At 64.7% G+C, this 18,815-nt stretch carries 23 protein-coding genes and 1 tRNA gene; 16 read left to right on the top strand and 8 right to left on the bottom strand.

The features are described from left to right. The first annotated feature begins 50 nt into the window (after positions 1 to 50). A complete protein-coding gene (locus tag K1177_RS16295; RefSeq protein ID WP_224704835.1) occupies positions 51 to 1,094 on the top strand; it encodes an NAD-dependent epimerase/dehydratase family protein in 1,044 nt (347 codons plus the stop codon). Positions 1,095 to 1,149: 55 nt separating this feature from the next. Here the strand turns inward: K1177_RS16295 and K1177_RS16290 are convergent, their stop codons facing one another. Together K1177_RS16290 and K1177_RS16285 are read right to left on the bottom strand one after the other, a co-directional pair. After that, positions 1,150 to 2,031: an alpha/beta hydrolase family protein gene (locus K1177_RS16290; RefSeq protein ID WP_224704833.1), complete on the bottom strand. Its 882-nt coding sequence runs from the start codon at positions 2,029 to 2,031 to the stop codon at positions 1,150 to 1,152. A 5-nt stretch (positions 2,032 to 2,036) separates the two neighbouring features. Next, positions 2,037 to 3,074, bottom strand: a complete 1,038-nt coding sequence (locus K1177_RS16285) for an aldo/keto reductase (protein ID WP_224704831.1) — start codon at positions 3,072 to 3,074, stop codon at positions 2,037 to 2,039. A gap of 110 nt (positions 3,075 to 3,184) precedes the next feature. On the opposite strand from K1177_RS16285, the gene trhO reads away from it, so the two are divergent. From trhO to K1177_RS16255, 6 genes are all read left to right on the top strand, one after another. Next, complete coding sequence (gene trhO / locus K1177_RS16280) at positions 3,185 to 4,231, top strand: oxygen-dependent tRNA uridine(34) hydroxylase TrhO (protein ID WP_224704829.1); 1,047 nt, start codon at positions 3,185 to 3,187, stop codon at positions 4,229 to 4,231. Then, on the top strand, positions 4,228 to 4,848 hold the full coding sequence (gene tsaB / locus K1177_RS16275; RefSeq protein ID WP_224704823.1) for a tRNA (adenosine(37)-N6)-threonylcarbamoyltransferase complex dimerization subunit type 1 TsaB: 621 nt from the start codon (positions 4,228 to 4,230) through the stop codon (positions 4,846 to 4,848). The genes trhO and tsaB overlap by 4 nt, the downstream gene beginning before the upstream one ends. Next, positions 4,845 to 5,324 (top strand): ribosomal protein S18-alanine N-acetyltransferase, encoded by a 480-nt coding sequence (gene rimI / locus K1177_RS16270; protein WP_224704821.1) that lies wholly within the window; start codon positions 4,845 to 4,847, stop codon positions 5,322 to 5,324. The genes tsaB and rimI overlap by 4 nt, the downstream gene beginning before the upstream one ends. 35 nt (positions 5,325 to 5,359) lie before the next feature. After that, a complete protein-coding gene (locus K1177_RS16265) occupies positions 5,360 to 5,803 on the top strand; it encodes a Fur family transcriptional regulator (protein WP_224704819.1) in 444 nt (147 codons plus the stop codon). Then, positions 5,800 to 6,615, top strand: coding sequence for a lysophospholipid acyltransferase family protein (locus tag K1177_RS16260; RefSeq protein WP_224704817.1), 816 nt, complete (start codon positions 5,800 to 5,802; stop codon positions 6,613 to 6,615). The genes K1177_RS16265 and K1177_RS16260 overlap by 4 nt, the downstream gene beginning before the upstream one ends. Positions 6,616 to 6,696: 81 nt before the next feature. Further along, positions 6,697 to 6,948, top strand: a complete 252-nt coding sequence (locus K1177_RS16255) for a hypothetical protein (RefSeq protein WP_224704815.1) — start codon at positions 6,697 to 6,699, stop codon at positions 6,946 to 6,948. Here the strand turns inward: K1177_RS16255 and K1177_RS16250 are convergent. Then, positions 6,935 to 7,198, bottom strand: a complete 264-nt coding sequence (locus K1177_RS16250) for a hypothetical protein (RefSeq protein WP_224704813.1) — start codon at positions 7,196 to 7,198, stop codon at positions 6,935 to 6,937. The genes K1177_RS16255 and K1177_RS16250 overlap by 14 nt on opposite strands. A 119-nt stretch (positions 7,199 to 7,317) precedes the next feature. Next, positions 7,318 to 8,628 carry a nicotinate phosphoribosyltransferase gene (pncB, locus tag K1177_RS16245; protein WP_224704805.1) on the bottom strand — a complete coding sequence of 437 codons (1,311 nt, stop codon included), beginning with the start codon at positions 8,626 to 8,628 and terminating at the stop codon, positions 7,318 to 7,320. Between the two features lie 205 nt (positions 8,629 to 8,833). Between pncB and K1177_RS16240 the strand changes: the two genes are divergently transcribed. Next, entirely contained in the window at positions 8,834 to 9,367 is a 534-nt protein-coding gene (locus K1177_RS16240; RefSeq protein WP_224704804.1) for a hypothetical protein, read from the top strand. Position 9,368: 1 nt separating this feature from the next. Continuing rightward, positions 9,369 to 9,698: a hypothetical protein gene (locus K1177_RS16235; RefSeq protein ID WP_224704802.1), complete on the top strand. Its 330-nt coding sequence runs from the start codon at positions 9,369 to 9,371 to the stop codon at positions 9,696 to 9,698. 23 nt (positions 9,699 to 9,721) lie between these two features. Here the strand turns inward: K1177_RS16235 and K1177_RS16230 are convergent, their stop codons facing one another. The 4 genes from K1177_RS16230 to K1177_RS16215 form a co-directional block, all read right to left on the bottom strand. Then, positions 9,722 to 10,867: a winged helix-turn-helix domain-containing protein gene (locus tag K1177_RS16230; RefSeq protein ID WP_224704800.1), complete on the bottom strand. Its 1,146-nt coding sequence runs from the start codon at positions 10,865 to 10,867 to the stop codon at positions 9,722 to 9,724. Positions 10,868 to 11,038: 171 nt separating this feature from the next. Beyond that, positions 11,039 to 11,629, bottom strand: a complete 591-nt coding sequence (locus tag K1177_RS16225) for a nitroreductase family protein (RefSeq protein ID WP_224704798.1) — start codon at positions 11,627 to 11,629, stop codon at positions 11,039 to 11,041. 226 nt (positions 11,630 to 11,855) lie between these two features. Further along, a tRNA-Ala gene (locus tag K1177_RS16220) sits at positions 11,856 to 11,931 on the bottom strand. A 138-nt stretch (positions 11,932 to 12,069) separates the two neighbouring features. Further along, positions 12,070 to 12,483, bottom strand: coding sequence for a TIGR02300 family protein (locus K1177_RS16215; RefSeq protein ID WP_224704796.1), 414 nt, complete (start codon positions 12,481 to 12,483; stop codon positions 12,070 to 12,072). A 164-nt stretch (positions 12,484 to 12,647) separates the two neighbouring features. Here K1177_RS16215 and K1177_RS16210 point away from each other — a divergent pair, with 164 nt between their 5' ends. From K1177_RS16210 to K1177_RS16180, 7 genes are all read left to right on the top strand, one after another. Then, positions 12,648 to 13,970 (top strand): 3-phosphoshikimate 1-carboxyvinyltransferase, encoded by a 1,323-nt coding sequence (locus K1177_RS16210; protein ID WP_224704794.1) that lies wholly within the window; start codon positions 12,648 to 12,650, stop codon positions 13,968 to 13,970. Between the two features lie 3 nt (positions 13,971 to 13,973). Beyond that, on the top strand, positions 13,974 to 14,621 hold the full coding sequence (locus tag K1177_RS16205) for a (d)CMP kinase (RefSeq protein WP_224704792.1): 648 nt from the start codon (positions 13,974 to 13,976) through the stop codon (positions 14,619 to 14,621). A gap of 140 nt (positions 14,622 to 14,761) precedes the next feature. Then, entirely contained in the window at positions 14,762 to 16,504 is a 1,743-nt protein-coding gene (rpsA, locus tag K1177_RS16200) for a 30S ribosomal protein S1 (RefSeq protein ID WP_396120232.1), read from the top strand. 78 nt (positions 16,505 to 16,582) lie between these two features. Further along, entirely contained in the window at positions 16,583 to 17,071 is a 489-nt protein-coding gene (locus K1177_RS16195; RefSeq protein WP_224704788.1) for a GNAT family N-acetyltransferase, read from the top strand. Between the two features lie 80 nt (positions 17,072 to 17,151). Continuing rightward, positions 17,152 to 18,108: a signal peptide peptidase SppA gene (gene sppA / locus K1177_RS16190; RefSeq protein WP_224704785.1), complete on the top strand. Its 957-nt coding sequence runs from the start codon at positions 17,152 to 17,154 to the stop codon at positions 18,106 to 18,108. Positions 18,109 to 18,145: 37 nt separating this feature from the next. Further along, positions 18,146 to 18,427 (top strand): integration host factor subunit beta, encoded by a 282-nt coding sequence (locus K1177_RS16185; RefSeq protein WP_137150239.1) that lies wholly within the window; start codon positions 18,146 to 18,148, stop codon positions 18,425 to 18,427. 31 nt (positions 18,428 to 18,458) lie between these two features. Further along, positions 18,459 to 18,815 (top strand): lipopolysaccharide assembly protein LapA domain-containing protein, encoded by a 357-nt coding sequence (locus tag K1177_RS16180; RefSeq protein WP_224704776.1) that lies wholly within the window; start codon positions 18,459 to 18,461, stop codon positions 18,813 to 18,815.

The raw sequence follows: 18,815 nt of genomic DNA, 5'->3' as shown, positions 1-18,815 counted from the left end.
AGCGCCCGGTCTCAATTACATCCTATGGTCTCTAATGGAGACCAATTGAGATGCCGGATACCACTTCAGACATTTTTGCGCCAGAGCAACAGACCGTCCTGGTGACGGGCGGCACGGGCTATCTCGCGGGCTGGACCATTGTCGCGCTGCTCGAGAGGGGTTTTGTGGTGCGCACGACGGTCCGCTCGCGCAAAAGCGAAGAGGCGCTGCGCCGGCGCATTGGCCGGTACACGGGCAACACGGCGGGGCTGCGTCTATTTGGCGCCGATCTGCTCGATGACGCGGGATGGGACGAGGCGCTCGCAGGCGTCGACTTCGTGCTGCATCAGGCATCGCCCATGACGGGCAAGGACGTGATTTCGGCGGCGCGCGAGGGCACGATGCGCGTGCTCAGGGCCAGCGCGGCAGCAGGCGCCAAGCGCGTGGTGCTGACGTCATCGGGCTTTTCCGCCAGCCGCCCGGCCAAGGGATCGCTCGCGCCGGGCCAGCCGATCGACGAAACGCATTGGACGGACCTCGGCCAGGCCGGCATCGGCGACTATATGCGGGCCAAGACCATGGCCGAGCAGGATGCCTGGGCCTTTGCCCGCAGCCCCGGCGTCGGGATGGAGCTGGTGACAATTCTCCCCGGCTTCATCCTGGGGCCGGCGCTGGACGGCACCTATTCGGACTCCGTTGGCCTGATCGCCCGCATGCTGGCCGGCAAGATGCCGGCCCTGCCCAATATCGGCATGGGGATCGTGGACATTCGCGACCTCGCCAACCTGCATATCCTGGCGATGATGTTGCCGCAGGCGGCGGGCGAGCGCTTCATTGCCAGTGGCGATTTTCTCTGGTTCCGGGACATGGCGGCTATCCTCAGGGCAAACCTGGGACAAGACGCGCAAAAGGTCTCGCTGCGACAGATGCCGGACTGGCTGTTCCGGTTGCTGGGGCTGATGAACCCCCAGATTGCCGGCCTCGTGCCGGAACTCGGAAGAAGCCGCCAGATGAGCGCAAAGAAGGCGCAGGACCTGCTCGGCTGGACGCCGCGTCCGGCTGCGCAATCGATCATCGCGGCCGGGGAGAGCCTGATCGAGAGGCCCCGGGCCTGAGGGCAGTCCGCGGCCGCAAGCGGCGGGGCGCTGCGCGGGGCAGCGCCCTGCCCGACTAGAGGTTAGCTGCGAAGAAGCTGAGGGCGGCGGCGCGGGAGGCTGGGGTTTCCTGGTGGCCGATGCCGGGTTCGCTGAGCAGCTGCAGCTGGTCGGGCGTGGTGGCATAGGCCGGTTCGAGCTCGGCCCAGGCGCGGCTGACGGCCAGAGGCGGGGTGAGGCTATCGGCCTCGCCGATGCAGACCAGTTGCGGGCGCGGGGCGATGAGCGCGGCAATCGAGCCGGCGTCGGCTTCGGCCAACAGGCCCGGGACCATCATATAGATGCCATGGCCATCATGGGCGCCCAGTTCGATCATGGTGCGCTGATCGGCAAAGCAGCAGAGGTGGACCACCGCCTTGATGCGGGTGTCCATGGCGGCCAGCCAATAGCTGAGGGTCGACCCCATGGAGATGCCATAGGCGCCGATGCGGGCGGGATCGACATCGGGCCGAGTGGCCAAATAGGTCAGCGCGGCAGCCTCTTCGTTCAGCATCTGGCCGAACAGCGACTGGCCCATCCACAGCAGCGCCTTGGTCGCGGCGGACTCGGTAACATTCGAGCGCAGGCCAAAGACCGGCATGTCGATGCAGAGCGTGACATAGCCGGCGCGGGCAAAGACCGGGCCGAGCGGATCGAGCAGATATTCGCGCCCGTCGAGCAGTTCGGCGGCGCCGATGGCATAGCCGCCGCCATGGGAATGGGCATAAAGGATCGCCGGCAGGCGACCCTCTGGCTTGAGCGGCCGGGTGAGGAAGCCGCGCACATCGGCATTGCCGATGCGCAGGGTGAGGGTCTCGACGGCATAATCTTCATGCTCGACCGTGGTGGACGAAACCAGCGCGATGGCGGGTTCGCTAAGGCCGATCAGCGCGATGAGGCGTTGACGCGTAAGAGCCATGGCGATCAGCGCAGCCAGCCGGAGGGACGGGGATGGAGCTCCATCTGGCCGTCCTTGGTGGCGTCGTCGATGGCGGCAATCTCCTCGGGCGAAAGATCGAGATTGTTGAGCACGCCGAGATTATCCTTGAGCTGATCGAGCGTGCGCACGCCGATCAGCGCCGAGGTCATTTCGGGGCGGCGCAGCACCCAGCTCAGTGCCAGCTGGACCATGGACTGGCCCCGCGATTTGGCGATTTCGCCGAGCTTGTCGACCGCATCGAGCACGCGTGGCTCGATATGGCTGGCGCGCAGCGTGCCATTGGGATTGTCGCCGCGGCTGCCCTGGGCGCCGCCGGAATTGTATTTGCCCGAGAGCACGCCCTGGGCGAGCGGGGAAAAGGCAATCATGCCGATGCCGAGATCGCCGCATGCATCGATGGTGCGATCGTTCTCGATCCAGCGGTTGATGACGGAATAGGAGGGCTGATGGATGGTGGTGGCGACGCCCATCTCTTTCAGGATCGCATGGGCCTGGCGCGTCTGCGCCTCGGGATAGCTGGAAATGCCGACATAGAGCGCCTTGCCGGAGCGGACGGCGTGGGCCAGGGCGCCCATGGTCTCTTCCAGCGGGGTCTCGGGGTCATAGCGGTGGGAATAGAAGATATCGACATAGTCCAGCCCCATGCGCTGGAGCGACTGGTCGAGGCTGGCAAGCAGGTATTTGCGGCTGCCGAAATCGCCATAGGGGCCGGGCCACATGGTGTAGCCGGCCTTGGTGGAAATGATCAGCTCATCGCGATAGGGGCGGAAATCGCGCGCCATGACCTGGCCGAACAGCTCTTCGGACGAGCCGGCGGGCGGGCCGTAGTTGTTGGCCAGGTCGAAATGGGTGACGCCGGCATCAAAGGCATGGGCGAGGATTTCGAGCGCGGAGGGGTAGTCGCGCGTGCCACCGAAATTCTGCCAGAGGCCGAGGCTGACCACGGGGAGCTTGAGGCCCGAGCGGCCCGAGCGACGATATTGCATGGAGTCATAGCGTGCCGGATCGGCCCGATAGGTCATGGTGGTCTCCCGAAGATGCCTGTTTAGGTCTGTGTGGGACGGGGCGCGATGGACCCGTCGGGTGATTTCTCGCTTTGGCCGCAGGCGCGGCCAGTGATATGAGCGAGCCAATGACCCGCCCGAACACTGATATGACCGACAATCTGCACCAAGCGCATCTGCCATACAAGGTGATGGCGCTGTATAAATTCGCCGACCTGCCCGACGCCGAAGCGCTGCAGAAGCCGCTGGCGGAACTGTGCTGCGGCAAGGGGATCAAGGGCACGCTGATCCTGGCGCCGGAGGGGATAAATGGCACGGTGGCGGGCACGCCCGAGGCCATCGATGCGCTGGCGCAGTTCCTGTTCGTCTCCGGCCCGTTCGGCGGGCGGCTGAGTGGTGCGGAAGTCAAATATTCCTTCGCCAGCGCGATGCCGTTCTTACGCATGAAGGTACGGCTCAAACCCGAGATCGTGACGCTGCGGGCGCCCGAGGCCAATCCGGCGCTGCAGGTGGGCACCTATGTCGAGCCCGAGGACTGGAACGAGCTGATTGACCGCAACGACGTGGTGCTCGTCGATACGCGCAATGACTATGAGGTGGGGCTGGGCACGTTCAGCCGGGCGCTGGACCCGCAAACTGCCAATTTCACCGAGTTCAAGGACTATGTGGCGACCCATCTCGACCCCAAGCGGGACAAGAAGGTCGCCATGTTCTGCACCGGCGGCATCCGCTGCGAAAAGGCCTCGAGCTATCTGCTGAGCCAGGGCTTTGAGGAGGTGTTCCACCTCAAGGGGGGGATCCTCAAATATCTCGAAGTGGTGCCCGAGGCGGAGAGCCGCTTTGCCGGGGAGTGCTTCGTGTTCGACGAGCGCGTGTCGGTGGGCCATGGGCTGGTGGAGGGTGAGGCCACGCTGTGCCGCGCCTGCCGGCATCCGCTGACGCCAGCCGAGCGCGCCCTGCCCGCCTATGTGGAGGGCGTGAGCTGCCCCCATTGCGCCGATGACGCAGAAAAGCATGCGGCAGCCCAGGAGCGGCAGAAGCAGATGGAGCTGGCGCGCAAGCGTGGCGGCGCGCATCTGGGCGATGCGGCAGCGGCGGCCGCCGAAGCGGCGCGGGAACGCAAGCGCGCCCTGGCCGAGGCTTCGCGCCAGCGCAACCAGGCCGGTGGGGCATGACCGCGGCAACCAAGACGCCTGTGGTGTTGGCCATCGACACGGCTGCGCCCAGGCTGCAACTGGGGCTGCTGCTGGCGGATGGAAACGTCGATGTGTCGATCGACGCCATTGCCACGGGCCATGCCGAGCTGATCTTTGAGCGCATTGCGGCGCTGCTGGCGCGCAATAGCCTCACCTATGCCGATCTGACGCGGGTGGTGACCACCACCGGGCCAGGCTCGTTCACCGGGCTGCGCATCGGGCTGAGCGCGGCGCGCGGCATCGGGCTGGCGCGGGGGATACCGGTGATCGGGGTGCCGAGCCTTTTGGCGCTGTCGCTGGCGGTGCCGGGTGCCTCGACCGTGCTGCTCGATGCGCGGCGGGGCGAGGCCTATTTCCAGATCTTTGCCGGGCCGGCGCAGCCGCTGACCGAGGCCGATATCGTGCCGCTGGTGCTGGCGCAGGCGGCGGTGCCCCCCGGCACGGTGGTGATCGGGGAGCCCTTTGTCGATATTGCCCTCGTGGCCCGCCATGGCGCCACGGCGGACCCGGCGACGCACCCGCCCGAGGCGGCCTATGTGCGCGAGGCCGATGCCAAGCCGCAGACGGCGGGGCGGGTGGAAAGGACGGGCGCGTGATCAAGCTGTGGATGGCGCCGGCAGGGCTGCATATCGAACCCGGCCAGGGCGCGGACGCCGAGGCGCTGGCGCGCATCCATGCCAAGGGATTTTATCGCGGCTGGTCGAGCCAGGAGATGATGGGCTTTCTCGGCGAGGCGGAAAGCCGGGTCTATGTGGCCTGTGACGCCAAGCGGCGCATTGCCGGCTTTGCCGTGGTGCGGCTGGCGGCCGACGAGAGCGAATTGCTGACCATTGCCGTGGACCCCAAATGGCGCGGCAAGCGAATCGGCCAGGCCCTGCTCAACGCAGCATTTGCCGACTTGATGATGAGCCCGGCGCGGCGCATGTTTCTCGAGGTGAGCGAGGACAATGTGGCGGCCATCAAGCTCTATAGCCGGCAGGGATTTGCCCAGGTGGCGCGGCGCCAGGGCTATTACCCCAAGCCGGACGGGTCTGCGGCCACCGCGCTTGTCATGTCGCGTGATCTTGGGTAACCCGGAAGCCTGACAAACCGGTTCGGAGCAATGGCATGAGCAGGGGCCAGACTGACCCGACGCTGGAAGAGGCCTGCGTCACCAAAGGCATGCGCATGACCGACCAGCGGCGCGTGATTGCCCGCGTGATCGAAGCGGCCGATGACCATCCCGATGTGGAAGAGCTCTATCGCCGCGCCTCGGCCGTGGATGACCGCATCTCGCTGTCGACAGTGTACCGCACGGTGAACCTGTTCGAGGAAGCCGGGCTCGTCACCAAGCATGATTTCAAGGACGGACGGGCGCGCTTCGAGCTGATCCCGGACGAACACCACGACCATCTCATCGACATTCGCAGCGGCACGGTGATCGAATTCCGCAACGAGGAAATCGAGGCCATCCAGGATGTGATAGCCAAGCGGCTGGGCTACCGGCTGGTGGACCATCGGCTGGAGCTGTATGCGGTGCCGATTGCTGGAGACGACAAGAGCAAGACATGATCTTCCGCGTGCTGTTCTTCATCTTCGTGCTGCTGCCGGTGATGGTGGTGATCATCCCGCTGCAGGCCCTGATCAATGCGCTGAACCTGCCGGCCTGGCAGGTGTTGCCCCGCTTGTTCCATCGCATGGGCTGCATCTTCCTGGGGCTCAAGGTCACCGTGCTGGGCCAGCCGGCGACGGGCCGGGCGACGCTCCTGGTCTCCAACCATGTGAGCTGGACCGATATCGTGGCCATCGGCTCGGTGGCCGATGTGACCTTTGTGGCCAAGCGCGAAGTGGGCGAATGGTTCTTCGTGGGCATGATGGCCCGGCTGCAGAAGACCATTTTCGTCGATCGCACCCGGCGCACCGATGCCGGGCGCACCAGCCGGGAAATGGGTGCGCATATGGCGGGCGGCAATGCGGTGCTGCTGTTTGCCGAGGGGCAGAGCGATATCGGCACCCATGTGCTGCCGTTCCGCTCGGCGCTGGTGGGCGCGGCCCAGCATGCCATGATCGAGGCTGGCGCCACCGATGTGCTGATCCAGCCGCTGACGGTGGCCTATACGACCCTGCAGGGCCTGCCGGTGACCCGCAATGAGCGCTCGCTGATCGCCTGGATCAAGTCGAAATCGGTGAAGCAGAACATCATCGAAATCCTGTCTGGCCCACGCAAGGAAGTGACCGTGGCCTTCGGTACGCCGCGCCCGCTGCGCGAGACGGACAACCGCAAGGTGGTGACCAAGGCTGCCGAGGATGACGTGCGCGCCATGCTGGTGGCGCTCAACCGCGGCAAGCCGCTGCCGCCGGTGAGCCAGAACATACAAGTTTAGCCAGTAAGGCTAACGGCAAGCCGTGCTGGGCCGTTAGGGATTTGTTAGCTATAGCCGATGCGCATTTCCATGGAGGCGCATATGGCTTGGCAGGTATTGGCGATCTGGATCATCGTGGTTCCGGTGGTGGTCAATTTCCTGCGCAGTGAAGGCCAGATGCGCCAGGCGCGTGCCTGGGCCAACCGCCCGCGCATGGCCCTATCGCCGCGGCAGCCCGGCCGTTCTCTGCTGCAGCTGCAGCCGGCCGTGCCGCTGGCCCGGCCGGCAGTGCGCACCGGCGGGCTGAGCGAAAGCCAGCGCGCCTTTCTCAACGCCATGATCAAGTCGAACTGACCGGCAGGTCCAGACTGCCCTTGAGCCGGGCAATGATGCGGGCGGCGCGCAGCATGAGCGCCATGTCGATATCCTCGGGCGTGGCATCGGCGGCGTGATCGGCCCAGGCCGAGACGGTCAATTCATGGGTCTGCTGCTGGCCATCTATGGTTTCGGTGAGAACAGCGCGGACATGGCCCGTGCTGCGTCCGGGCAGGCGCGGATGGGCCTGCTTGTCCTGGACGGAAATATCGATCAATTGCAAAGTCATACTGGCTCCATGGGAGCCCCCGGCGGCAAAATTATGCCGCAGGCGTTCCCAAGCGCCTAACGCGGGACGCTGCTGTGGCTCTATCCACAGCTGATGGTTTTTTGGTGGTGTGAAACTGGTCAGACCTTGACGGCATGCTCCACGCGGCCGGCGTCGCCGAAAATTCGGAGATAGCGCGCGATCTCCTCGGGCGTGCCGGTGGCCTTGGCCGGATTGTCGCTGAGCTTGACGGCCGGATGGCCATTGGCCTGGCTGACCTTGGCGACAATGGAGATCGGGTCCAGGCCCGGATTGGGGCCATTGGGCACGCAGCCCTCGAAATCATTGGTGAGATTGGTGCCCCAGCCAAAGGCCATGCGCACCTTGCCGTCGAAATGAAGGTAGGCTTCCTCGATCATGTCGACGTCCAGCCCATCGGAAAAGATCAGCAGCTTCTCACGGGGATCGCGGCCGCGGCTCTTCCACCATTCGATGATGCGCTCGCCACCGGCAATGGCCGGGGCGCTGTCGGGGCGGAAGCCGGTCCAGTCGGCGACCCAGTCGGGGGCATTGCGCAGGAAGGCGTCGGTGCCGAAGGCATCGGGCAGGACGATCTTGAGATTGCCGCCATAATAGCTCTCCCAATCGGTGAGCACCTGGTAGGGCGCGGCGCGCAGGGCATCATCATTGGGGGCAAGCGCGGCCAGCACCATGGGCAGCTCATGGGCATTGGTGCCCAGGGCCTCGAGGTCATTGTCCATGGCCAGCTTGATATTGGAGGTGCCGGTAAAACTGTCGCCAATGCCCTCCTTGAGGGCTTCGACGCACCAGCGCTGCCAGAGGAAGGAATGACGGCGGCGGGTGCCGAAATCGGAAATCCTGAGATCGGGCAGCTTCTGCAGGCGCTCGACCTTTTCCCACATCTTGGCCTTGGCGCGGGCATAGAGCACATCAAGCGTGAAGGGGCCGTAATGCTTGAGCGCGGCGCGGCTGCGCAGCTCGTTGATGATGGCCAGGGCCGGGATTTCCCACATGGTGGTTTCCAGCCACCGGCCGGGGAATTCGAGCACGAACTGGCCATCGCGCCGCTCAAGGCGGTAATCGGGCAGGTGGAAATCGGCCAGCCAGCGCAGGAATTCGGGCGAGAAGATCTGCTGGGAGCCGTAAAAACTGTTGCCGGCCAGCCAGATCATTTCCTTTTTGGTGAAACGCAGGGTGCGGACATGGTCGAGCTGGGCGCGCAGCTCGTCGATATCGATCTCGTCGGCCAGGCGCACCGACTGGGTGCGGTTGATCAGCGAGAAAGTAGCATCGACCTTGGGGTAGAGGCCCCAGATCATCTGCAACATCAAGAGCTTATAGAAATCGGTATCGAGCAGGCTGCGCACGATGGGATCGAGCTTCCAGGTGTGGTTGTACACCCGGCGGGCCATGTCAGTGAAAGTCGCCATACCTAATCCCCACTTCGCGGCAAGGGTTTTAGCGCGGCAAGCGGGGGTTTGGAAAGGCGCGCGGGCGCGGATCGGTTCGGTGGGGTGTTGGTCGCGGCCTATGCAGTCCTACGGTCGGTAGGTTTGCGAATTGGAACAGGCTGCGTTTGATCCTCTATTGGACGGGCCATCTGTGGCGCTAACCGAGTGAACTGCAGTGCACATCATGCTCCGGGCCATCGTCGTCCTTTTAGTCGTGCTTGTTGTGTCAGGCTGCAGCAGCTTTCAGCTGGGTGAGCGCTATGACAAGTCGCTCGACGATGACCTGAGCGCTTTCCAGATTGAGGCCGTCACCTTCGTTGCCAGCATGCGGCTCAATTCTGGGACCCCAGCAGGCGCTTTCACCTCTGATGCTGCCAAGGCTTTCTACCCCAAGGCCAGCGGCACATTATCCAACATCGTCGTCAAAGCCGGTCTGCTCAGCAGCCGGCAGTGCCCAATCAATGGCATCGCCAACAGTATTGGCCTGCCAACGATCAAAATAGGCGGCGAGACAATTGCAGCCGATACGCCCAAGACCGTGGTGACAGGCAATTGCGCAGTGGTGACGCTGCTGGCGCTGCAGAACGTACTCGCCGATCTTGAGGCCTCGCATCGCGACCATCAAAAGATCGGCCCGATCCGGGGTCAACTTGCCATTGATGACATCAACAAAGCCGTGGCGACGACCCTGTCAGGGCTGCGAGCAAAGGATCTTTGATATGCCAAGCGCAGACGAAATCTTCGCCGGTCTCATGCAGGGTGCACGGGAGGAGGCCGCAGAGCTCTGGGAGGAGGCCAAGGAATTCTCCATCAATACGTGCTGGTCACTTGCCAGCCAGCTTGTGCTGGTCGGCCAGGCATTTGTCGCGGGAGAGTTCACCAAGGCAGAGGTGACGAAGTATCTTGAAACGATCCGCCTGCAGTTCATCGCCACGCTGGCAGCGGCCCTCATGAAGGTCGAGGGACTGGCGGAACGCATCGTCAATGCTGCCCTGACGGCGGTGCGCGATGCGATCAACGGTGCGTTGGGGTTCAAGCTGATCGTCTGAACCCAACGGGGACGCCTCCCCCTTCACGCCCCGAGCTGAAACCGCTCAAACCGGTGGAGCGCTTCGTCCACCGCTGCCCGGCCTTCGGCGCCGACGTCTTCCAGCCAGGTTGCCTGCTGGATCAGCAGCTTGCCGGCGGCGCGGTCGGTCTTGAGGTCGAGCGCGGCGACGATGGTGTCACCCATCAGCACGGGAAGGGCGAAATAGCCCAGCTTGCGCTTGGGCGCGGGGACATAGGCCTCGAACAGATGGTCATAGTCGAAGACCAGCTTGAGCCGCTTGCGCTGGATGATCAGGGGATCAAAGGGCGACAGGATATGGACCAGATGGGGCGACTCGCCGGCGGCGCTGTCGAGCGTGTCCGGCGCGGCCCAATGGGACACCTTGTCGTTGCCACCAATCGTCACGGGCACCAGTTTTTTTGTGCGGACACGGCTCTCGATCAGCGCGAGCACATCGGCCTTGCCGGGGGCATCGAGGTGGCAGATGGAATCGAGACTCACCAGGCCCTGGCTGCGCAGGGCACGATCGAGCTTGTAGGCGGCGATCTGGCGGGCGGTGGCGGGCTTGGGCGGCGTGGTCCAGCCGAAGTGGCGGTCCATCAGATCGTAGCTCTTGAGCATGCCCTGGCGGGCCGAGACAGTGACCAGCCCCTGATAGAACAGCGCCTCGAGCACGCGCTTGGACGGCTTGCGACTGGCCCAGGGATGGTTTTTCTCGACCAGGGGCTCATCGCTGATGTCGCGCATGGAGAGCGGGCCTTCGGCGCGGAGGCGCTTGAGCATGGCCTTGGTCTCGGCCGGCGTGACCGACCCGAACCAGCGGCTGAGACCGCTGCGCTGGGCCTTCATGGCCGGCACATAAAAGGGCAGATCGGCACTGGGCACATAGCTCAGCGCATGGGTCCAGTATTCAAACACCGATTTGTCCGACGACTGGACCTGCGCGAGATCGCTGCGGCGATAGCCGGGGATGCGGGAGAACAGGATGTGGTGGTGGCAGCGCTCGATGACATTGATGGTGTCGATCTGCACATAGCCCAGATGGGCTATGGCGGCGCTGGTGGCTGCCGGGCCGCTGCCAAAGGGCTCGGACGTGTCGAGCCGCTGCGCCGCAATCCAGATGTGGCGGGCGCGGGCGGCGTCGATGGAGACGGGTGATCTGGCCAAGGTGAGTCGGCTCCGGCAGGGCAAAGCTGCACACTGCCAGAGCCAGGCGTCATCGCAAACCTGGATCGTTTCACCTTCAGATTGAGGCGGTTGTATCGCCCCCTCCCCCTTGAGGGGAGGGCGGCAAAGGGGCCGCAAATCCACTCAAGAGTGAAACGGTCTAGACGCTGGTCAGGAGAATCGGCCTTCGGTGGCGATTTCGGCCAGGGGCTTGCGCGCGCTGGGGACTTCGCGCTCGCGCAGGCCTTCGGGGAGGCTGGCGGCCTCGCCACGGCGGCCGATGGCAACGGCCACCTCGAGGCGCCAGTCCTCGGGCACGCCCAGGGCAGCCATGGCCCGATCGTGATCAAAGCCCGCCATGGCATGGGCATGCCAGCCCAGCTTGGTGGCCTGCAGCGCCATCAGGCCCCAGGCCGCGCCGGCATCGAAGGCATGCGAGCGCACGGGCAGGCGCTGGCCCTTGGAATCAGCGCGCGTGAGATTGGAGGCGATGAACACCAGCGCCGAGGCGTGACGGGCCCAATCCTGATTGAAGGGGTTGAGCAGATCGACAAAACCATCCCAGGCGGCACTGTCGCGACGGGCATAGATGAAATGCCAGGGCTGGGCGTTGAAGGCCGATGGCGCCCAGCGCCCGGCCTCGAGCACGGTCAACAGGTCGGCCTGGGGCATGATCTCGGTGCTGAAGGCACGGGGCGACCAGCGGGCCAGCATATCGGGATCGATGCGGTGTTCAGTGCTGCGGGGGGAAGCGGCAGTCATGGCAGGAAATACCTCGGGTCGGCGTCGTGTCAGAGAGGGGACGGGCTGAGGTAGGGTTGAACGCCGGCCTGGACAATCGCCAGAGCGCGACCGCAGTGTTCAACAAAGCGTGGCAAATGGTGGCGCAACGGCCCTTGGCCGCGGGGCGCAGCCGAACGCAGCGACCGCTTCAGGTCGCCGGTGTATCAGACATGTCGGGGGACTGGCCCGCAGGCCGGAGTGGAATTGGTGGAGCCAAGCGGGATCGAACCGCTGACCTCTTGCATGCCATGCAAGCGCTCTCCCAGCTGAGCTATGGCCCCATTCCGTGGGTCTCGGCGGCGGTTGCCGTCCGAAGCGAGGCGGAACCTATTGGATGATTCCGCAGACCGCAAGTGCCTAAATGACACTTTTTTATTCGACCGGCTGTTTGTCACAGCCGGCCGAATCCGCATTGAAAATCAAGGCTCTTCGTCGCCGCCGACGTCAAAGCCCAGTTCATCGTCTTCGTCTTCGTCCTCTTCGAGGAACACGTCGGCGTCATCGTCGCCCAGGTCTTCCTCGACTTCGACGTCGACATCATCGGTCTCGGGGATGTCATCATCGACGCCTTCTTCGGCATCGGCTTCCTCGAGGGAAACGATCACCGGGGCGGTGACGTCTTCGATTTCCTCTTCGACTTCATCTTCGTCGTCGGTGGTCTTGCGGGCCGAAGCGGCAACCGCGGCGGCCTTGGCGGTCAGCGCCTGCTCGAAATAGGAGCGCGGATAGCTCTTGCCGGTATAGGGGGAGACGATCGGATCGAGGTTGAGGTCGTAGAACTTTTTCCCCGTTTCCGGGTCGGTCCGTTTGGTGCCGCGTTCGGAACTGGCCATCGATGTTCCTTTTCGTAGGGTTTTGGGGGCGTTTCGGCCCGTGTTCGGTCAGTCCGGTTATGGGCAAACCCGGGTCCTGTCAAACCGAAAATGTGGAGAGCTGGGCTGCAGTCCAATGGGGTGATGGCATTCGGGCGGGCGCGCATGCTAAGCCCAAGCCGCCCATGACAGACAAAAGCCCAAGCCCTGCCCCGCTGACCGCCCACGGCGCCGACCCGCTGACCGGACGCTTTGCCGTGCCTGGAGACAGGCGCCTGGCGGCACAGGCGCTGCTGGTGGCCGCGTTGACGGTGGGCCGCAGCACGCTGATCGGCATGCCCGAGAGCGCCGACATTGCCGGGCTGGCGCAGGCGCTGACGCAATTGGGCGTGGTGATCCGCCGCGAGGGCCGCCACTGGCAGGTGCAGGGCCTGGGCACGGGCGGCTTGCTGGCCCCCTGCGCGCCGCTGGCGCTCGACGGGCTGGGACCGGCGGCAGGCCTGCTGCTGGGGGCGCTGGCCAGCCACGACATGGATTGCGCGGTGACGCTGGGTCAATCGGGGGAACTGCGCAAAGGCGTGCTGCCAATGCTCGAGGCCATCGGCGCGCGCCTTCTGGACGGGCCCGACGGGCATTCGACCTGGCGCGGGGCCATGCGCGCACTGCCCATCACGGCCGCTGCACCGATTGCCGATGGTGATTGCCTCTCGGCGCTGCTGCTGGCGGGGCTGAACCTGCCGGGGCTCACCCAGATCCGGGCGGCGGCGACGGCGGCCAATCACACGGAAAACCTGCTGGCGGGTTTTGGTGCCGCCATCGGTGTGGACGAGCAGCCGGACGGCACCCGCATCATCAGCCTGCGCGACGGGGCAGACCTGACGCCGCGCATGGTGACCGTCGCGGCAGACCCGGCGCTGGCCGGCTTTGGCATTGTCGCCGCGCTGATCGTGCCGGGGGCCGATGTGGTGGTCGAGGGCGTGCTGGTCAATCCGCAGCGCACCGGGCTGATCGATGCGCTGCTCGAAATGGGCGGGGACATTACCTTCACCAACCAGCGCGAGATGATGGGCGAGCATGTGGCGGACCTGCGCGTGCGCTCGAGCTTTCTGCGCGGACTGGCGCTGGATCGGGACCGCAGCGCCTTGCTGGCGGACGAGATGGTGCCGCTGGCGATTGCGGCGGCCTTTGCCGAGGGCGACACCACGATCGAGGGGCTGGACAGTGCCAGCCCGGCCACGGCCCTGGCCGCTGGGCTCACGGCCAATCGGGTCAAGGCGCGCTTTGAGGGTGAACGGCTGCTGGTGAGCGGCGAGCGCAAGGTGCCCGGCGGCGGCGCGGTGGCCAGCCAGGGCAATGCGCATCTGGCCATGGGCTTTGCCGTGCTGGGCCTGGGCAGCAAGAACAAGGTCGTGATCGAGGACGCCGGCGCCATCGACACAGAATTTCCCGGCTTCGTGCAGGCCCTTGTGGCCCTGGGCGGGCATTTTCCCAGCATGAAGGGACGCTAGACGATGATCATTGCCGTGGATGGACCGGCCGCATCAGGCAAGGGGACGCTGGCCAGCGGATTGTCGCGCCACTATGGCCTGCCCCACCTGGACACGGGGCTACTCTATCGCGCCGTGGGCTGGGCCGTGCGGGACGCGGTGGACACGCCCGAATTTGAGGCCAAGGCCATCGCCGCGGCCGAAGGGCTGGACGCGGCGCACCTGACCGACACGGCAACGCTGACGAGCGCGGACGCGGGCGTCCTGGCGTCCAAGGTGGCAGTGATCGAAAAAGTGCGGCAGGCGCTGTTCGCCTTTCAGCGCGACTTTGCCGGGCAGCCGGGCGGGGCCGTGCTGGACGGGCGCGACATCGGCACGGTGATTGCCCCCGATGCCGATGTGAAGCTCTTCATCCAGACCGACAGCAAGGCGCGCATGGAGCGACGGGCGCGGCAGCTGGAAGCGCGCGGCCAGGTGGTTGACCGCTATGCCCTCTATCACCAGATAGAAGAGCGTGACGCCCGGGACATGGCCAATCCGCATGGCGGCTTTTACAAAGCGGCGGACGCGCACTTGCTCGATACGACACTTCTCGATATAGAGGCCGCACTCCGCGCAGCCATCGCGATTGTCGATGGGACCATGGCGCGCAAGGCAGGGCAACAGCCCTAAATCCAACCTTGCGCCAACCCGGCCCCGACGGTCAGCCTTCAGCGTAGCCAGGCGGACTTATACAATTCCATCGCCGTTTCCGAACGGAGCCCCGTGTACCGGCTGCTGACCCGATCAGCAGGCGGGTCTCGTTTCTGGCGATGCCACCCCCCAACCACCGGTACGACTGGAGAAGACATTTGGCACAGCAAACTGTGACGAAAGAAGACTTTGAAGCCCTCTTGATGGACTCGTTCGTTGACAACGAGCCTTTGGAAGGCGCCGTCGTCAAGGGCACGGTCGTTGCGATCGAAAAGGACCTGGCGATCATCGACGTTGGTCTGAAGACCGAAGGTCGTATTGCGCTCAAGGAATTCGGCCAGGCTGGCCGTGACGGCACCATCAAGGTGGGTTCGGTCGTCGAGGTCTATGTGGACCGCGTCGAGAACGCCGCTGGCGAAGCCGTGCTGAGCCGCGAAAAGGCCCGCCGCGAAGAGAGCTGGGTCAAGCTCGAAGTCATGTACAACAACAACGAGCGCGTTGAAGGCACCATCTTCAACCAGGTCAAGGGTGGCTTCACCGTGGACCTGGAAGGCGCCGTGGCCTTCCTGCCGCGTTCGCAGGTGGACATCCGTCCGATCCGCGATATCGCGCCGCTCATGAATGTGCCGCAGCCGTTCCAGATCCTGAAGATGGACAAGCGTCGCGGCAATATCGTCGTGTCGCGTCGTGCCATCCTCGAAGAGTCGCGCGCCGAACAGCGTTCGGAAATCGTGCAGCAGCTCGAAGAGGGCCAGGTTGTCGACGGCGTGGTCAAGAACATCACCGACTACGGTGCGTTCGTTGACCTGGGCGGTATCGACGGCCTGCTGCATGTCACCGACATCGCATGGCGTCGCGTCAACCACCCGTCCGAAGTGCTCACGATCGGCGAGACCATCAAGGTCCAGATCGTCCGCATCAACCACGAGTCCCACCGTATCTCGCTGGGCATGAAGCAGCTGCAGGCTGATCCGTGGGAAGGCATCGAGGCCAAGTACCCGATCGAGGCCAAGTTTACCGGCCGCGTCACCAACATCACCGACTACGGTGCATTTGTTGAGCTGGAGCCGGGCATCGAAGGCCTGATCCACGTGTCCGAGATGAGCTGGACCAAGAAGAACGTCCACCCCGGCAAGATCGTCTCGACCTCCCAGGAAGTCGAAGTCGTCGTGCTCGAGGTCGATCCCGACAAGCGTCGTATCTCGCTGGGCCTCAAGCAGACCCTTGCCAATCCGTGGGAAAGCTTCGCCGAGAAGTTCCCCGTGGGCGCCGTCATCGAAGGCGAAGTCAAGAACAAGACCGAATTCGGCCTGTTCATTGGCCTGGACGGCGATGTCGACGGCATGGTTCACCTTTCGGACCTCGACTGGCAGAAGTCGGGCGAAGTGGCCCTGGAAGACTACAACCGCGGTGACATGGTTCAGGCCAAGGTCCTCGATGTTGACGTCGAAAAGGAACGCATCAGCCTGGGCATCAAGCAGCTGTCGACCGGCGAAGTCGCCGACGCAGCCGGCACCGAAGGCGGCATCCGCAAGGGTTCGATCGTCACCGGCACCGTGACCGAGGTCAACGATGGCGGCATCGAAGTGCGCATCGCCGACAGCGAGATGACCGCGTTCATCCGCCGTGCGGACCTCAGCCGCGACCGCAACGACCAGCGCCCCGAGCGTTTCTCGAAGGGCGAAAAGGTCGACGCTCGCGTCACCCAGTACGACCGCAAGACCCAGCGCATCCAGCTGTCGATCAAGGCACTGGAAATCGCCGAGGAAAAGGAAGCCGTGGCCAACTACGGTTCGTCCGCTTCGGGCGCCTCGCTCGGCGACATCCTGGGCGCGGCCCTCAAGGATCGCGACAAGGAGTAATCCTGGTTCGCAGCAATCGATGGGCCCGCGCTTCACAGCGCGGGCCTTTTGCCGTTAAGGACAGATATGACCAGCCCCTTGCTTTGGCGTCCCCTGACACAAGCCGACCTGCCCGCCGTGATCGAGATCGCCCGGCAGGTGCATCCGGATTTTCCCGAGGACGACGCGGTGTTTGCCGAGCGGCTGGCGCTGTATCCGGACGGCACGCAGTTTCTCGAAATCGACGGCGTGGCCTCGGGCTATCTGCTCAGCCACCCCTGGCGCTATATGCAGGTGCCCCCGCTCAACGCACTGCTGGGCAGCCTGCCGGCGGATGCCGACACCTATTATGTGCATGATCTGGCGCTGATGCCCAAGGCGCGCGGCACCGGCGCGGCGGCCGCCATCGTGGGATCGATCCTGCGGCACGGGCGGGCGCGCGGCCTGCCGACCACAAGCCTGGTTGCCGTCAACGGCTCGGTGCCCTTCTGGCACAAGCACGGGTTTCGCGCGATCAAGGCTCCGGCGCTGGAAGACACGCTGAGCAGTTACGAGGACAGCGCGCGCTTCATGGTCAAGCCGGCCTGAGGCAATCGGCCCGGGGGCGCATCGCTTGCCAAACAGATACTGGCGGACTAGCCCATAGGACCCATTATCCGGAGCCGGCCATGACCGACCACGCCCCCACCGCCCCCCAGCCGACGGACCCGCACACCATCATCGCGACGGAGCGCTTTCGCAAGTCGCGCGGGCTCTGGCGCGTGCTGGCATTCATGGCGCTGGCACTGGCCGTGATCCTGGGACTGGGGCGCTTCGGCCTGCCGCAGGCGAGCGGGGATCACATCGCCCGGCTGGTGATCGATGGCACGATTTCGACCGATCCGGCGCGGCTGGCGGCGATCAATGCCCTGGCCGAGGACGACAGCGTCAAGGCGGTGATCGTGGCGATCAATTCGCCGGGCGGCACCACGGCGGGCGGCGAGGAGCTCTATGAGGCGCTGGGGCAATTGCGCGCGACCAAGCCGACCGTGGCGGTGATCAAGGAACTGGGCGCCTCGGCGGCCTATATGACGGCCATTGCCACCGACCGCATCTTTGCGCGGCGCCTGTCCATCGTCGGCTCGATCGGCGTGCTGTTCCAGCATGTGAACGCGGGCAAGCTGCTCGACACCATCGGGGTGGACTTTGACAAGGTGGCCTCGGGCCCGCTCAAGGCGGAGCCCGATTTCGACGAGCCGATGGAGGGCGCGCCACGGGCCGCCATCGCCGCGCTGGTGGACGACAGTTTCCAGTGGTTCGTCGATATTGTGGCAGAACGCCGCGGCCTGGCGCGACCGGCAGCGCTGGCGCTGGCCGATGGCCGCATCGTCACCGGCCGGATGGGTATTGAGGCCGGACTGATCGACGCCATCGGCGGCGAGCTGGAAGCCATTGCCTGGCTGGAAGCCGAAAAGGGCGTGACCAAGGACCTTGATGTGCACACCGCCTGGCCGCGGCCCGAGACCGGATTTGACCTGGTCGGCACGATTTTGGGCGGGCAGGCGAAGAGTCTGCTGGGCCTTGGTCAGGGCGCCATGCCGCTTGACGGCCTTGTCTCGCTTTGGCAGGTTGGATCAGCCTCATGAACCGGCGAGGCCAAACGACTGTGATCTGGAGACAATGATGATCAAATCGGAACTCGTCGAGAAACTTGCGGCGGAAAATCCGCATCTGTTCCAGCGCGATATCGAGAATATCGTCAATGCGATCCTCGATGAGGTCGGCGACGCCATGGCCCGGGGTGACCGGGTTGAGCTGCGCGGCTTCGGCGCCTTTTCGGTGAAGAACCGCCCGGCCCGCGTGGGGCGCAATCCGCGCACCGGCGAGCAGGTGGATGTGGGCGAGAAATACGTGCCGCAGTTCAAGGCCGGCAAGGAAATTCGCGAGCGGCTGAACCGCTCGTAACGGGGCCAGGGCTCCATAGGCAACCATAGGCATGGTCAATAAAATCGTCGGCTGGCTCGTTCTGGTTCCATTGAGTTTGGGGCTGATTCTGATTGCCCTGGCCAACACCCATCTGGTGGTGGTCAATTTCAACCCTTTTGGCAATGTCGATGCGGCCGCCCTGCCGGGCTTCGGCGTGCCGCTGTTCGTGGTGCTCTATGTGGCGCTGCTGGTGGGCGTGCTGATGGGCGGCACCGCCACCTGGTTTGCCCAGGGGCATCATCGTCGTCGCGAGAAGCACTGGCGACGCGAAGCCCACCTGCTCAATGAAGAGCTCAAGGGCCTGCGCAAGACGCAGCGCCAGAACACACCCAAATCCGAAGTCGACGATCTGCTGGAGCTGCGCTGA

Source organism: Devosia aquimaris, assembly GCF_020169335.1.
Taxonomy (GTDB): Bacteria; Pseudomonadota; Alphaproteobacteria; order Rhizobiales; family Devosiaceae; genus Devosia; species Devosia aquimaris.
The sequence above is the reverse complement of the archived record's forward strand: the minus strand, read 5'-3'. Positions and strand labels throughout refer to the sequence as shown.

Coding starts and splice junctions, on each gene's coding strand:
- K1177_RS16265 (WP_224704819.1), top strand. CDS start 5,360: ATGAGCAGGGGCCAGACTGACCCGACGCTGGAAGAGGCCTGCGTCACC.
- rpsA (WP_396120232.1), top strand. CDS start 14,762: ATGCCACCCCCCAACCACCGGTACGACTGGAGAAGACATTTGGCACAG.
- K1177_RS16180 (WP_224704776.1), top strand. CDS start 18,459: ATGGTCAATAAAATCGTCGGCTGGCTCGTTCTGGTTCCATTGAGTTTG.
- K1177_RS16225 (WP_224704798.1), bottom strand. CDS start 11,629: ATGACTGCCGCTTCCCCCCGCAGCACTGAACACCGCATCGATCCCGAT.
- K1177_RS16255 (WP_224704815.1), top strand. CDS start 6,697: ATGGCTTGGCAGGTATTGGCGATCTGGATCATCGTGGTTCCGGTGGTG.
- K1177_RS16260 (WP_224704817.1), top strand. CDS start 5,800: ATGATCTTCCGCGTGCTGTTCTTCATCTTCGTGCTGCTGCCGGTGATG.
- trhO (WP_224704829.1), top strand. CDS start 3,185: ATGACCCGCCCGAACACTGATATGACCGACAATCTGCACCAAGCGCAT.
- K1177_RS16240 (WP_224704804.1), top strand. CDS start 8,834: ATGCTCCGGGCCATCGTCGTCCTTTTAGTCGTGCTTGTTGTGTCAGGC.
- K1177_RS16290 (WP_224704833.1), bottom strand. CDS start 2,031: ATGGCTCTTACGCGTCAACGCCTCATCGCGCTGATCGGCCTTAGCGAA.
- K1177_RS16235 (WP_224704802.1), top strand. CDS start 9,369: ATGCCAAGCGCAGACGAAATCTTCGCCGGTCTCATGCAGGGTGCACGG.
- sppA (WP_224704785.1), top strand. CDS start 17,152: ATGACCGACCACGCCCCCACCGCCCCCCAGCCGACGGACCCGCACACC.
- K1177_RS16285 (WP_224704831.1), bottom strand. CDS start 3,074: ATGACCTATCGGGCCGATCCGGCACGCTATGACTCCATGCAATATCGT.
- K1177_RS16215 (WP_224704796.1), bottom strand. CDS start 12,483: ATGGCCAGTTCCGAACGCGGCACCAAACGGACCGACCCGGAAACGGGG.
- K1177_RS16205 (WP_224704792.1), top strand. CDS start 13,974: ATGATCATTGCCGTGGATGGACCGGCCGCATCAGGCAAGGGGACGCTG.
- K1177_RS16185 (WP_137150239.1), top strand. CDS start 18,146: ATGATCAAATCGGAACTCGTCGAGAAACTTGCGGCGGAAAATCCGCAT.
- K1177_RS16250 (WP_224704813.1), bottom strand. CDS start 7,198: ATGACTTTGCAATTGATCGATATTTCCGTCCAGGACAAGCAGGCCCAT.
- pncB (WP_224704805.1), bottom strand. CDS start 8,628: ATGGCGACTTTCACTGACATGGCCCGCCGGGTGTACAACCACACCTGG.
- tsaB (WP_224704823.1), top strand. CDS start 4,228: ATGACCGCGGCAACCAAGACGCCTGTGGTGTTGGCCATCGACACGGCT.
- K1177_RS16210 (WP_224704794.1), top strand. CDS start 12,648: ATGACAGACAAAAGCCCAAGCCCTGCCCCGCTGACCGCCCACGGCGCC.
- K1177_RS16295 (WP_224704835.1), top strand. CDS start 51: ATGCCGGATACCACTTCAGACATTTTTGCGCCAGAGCAACAGACCGTC.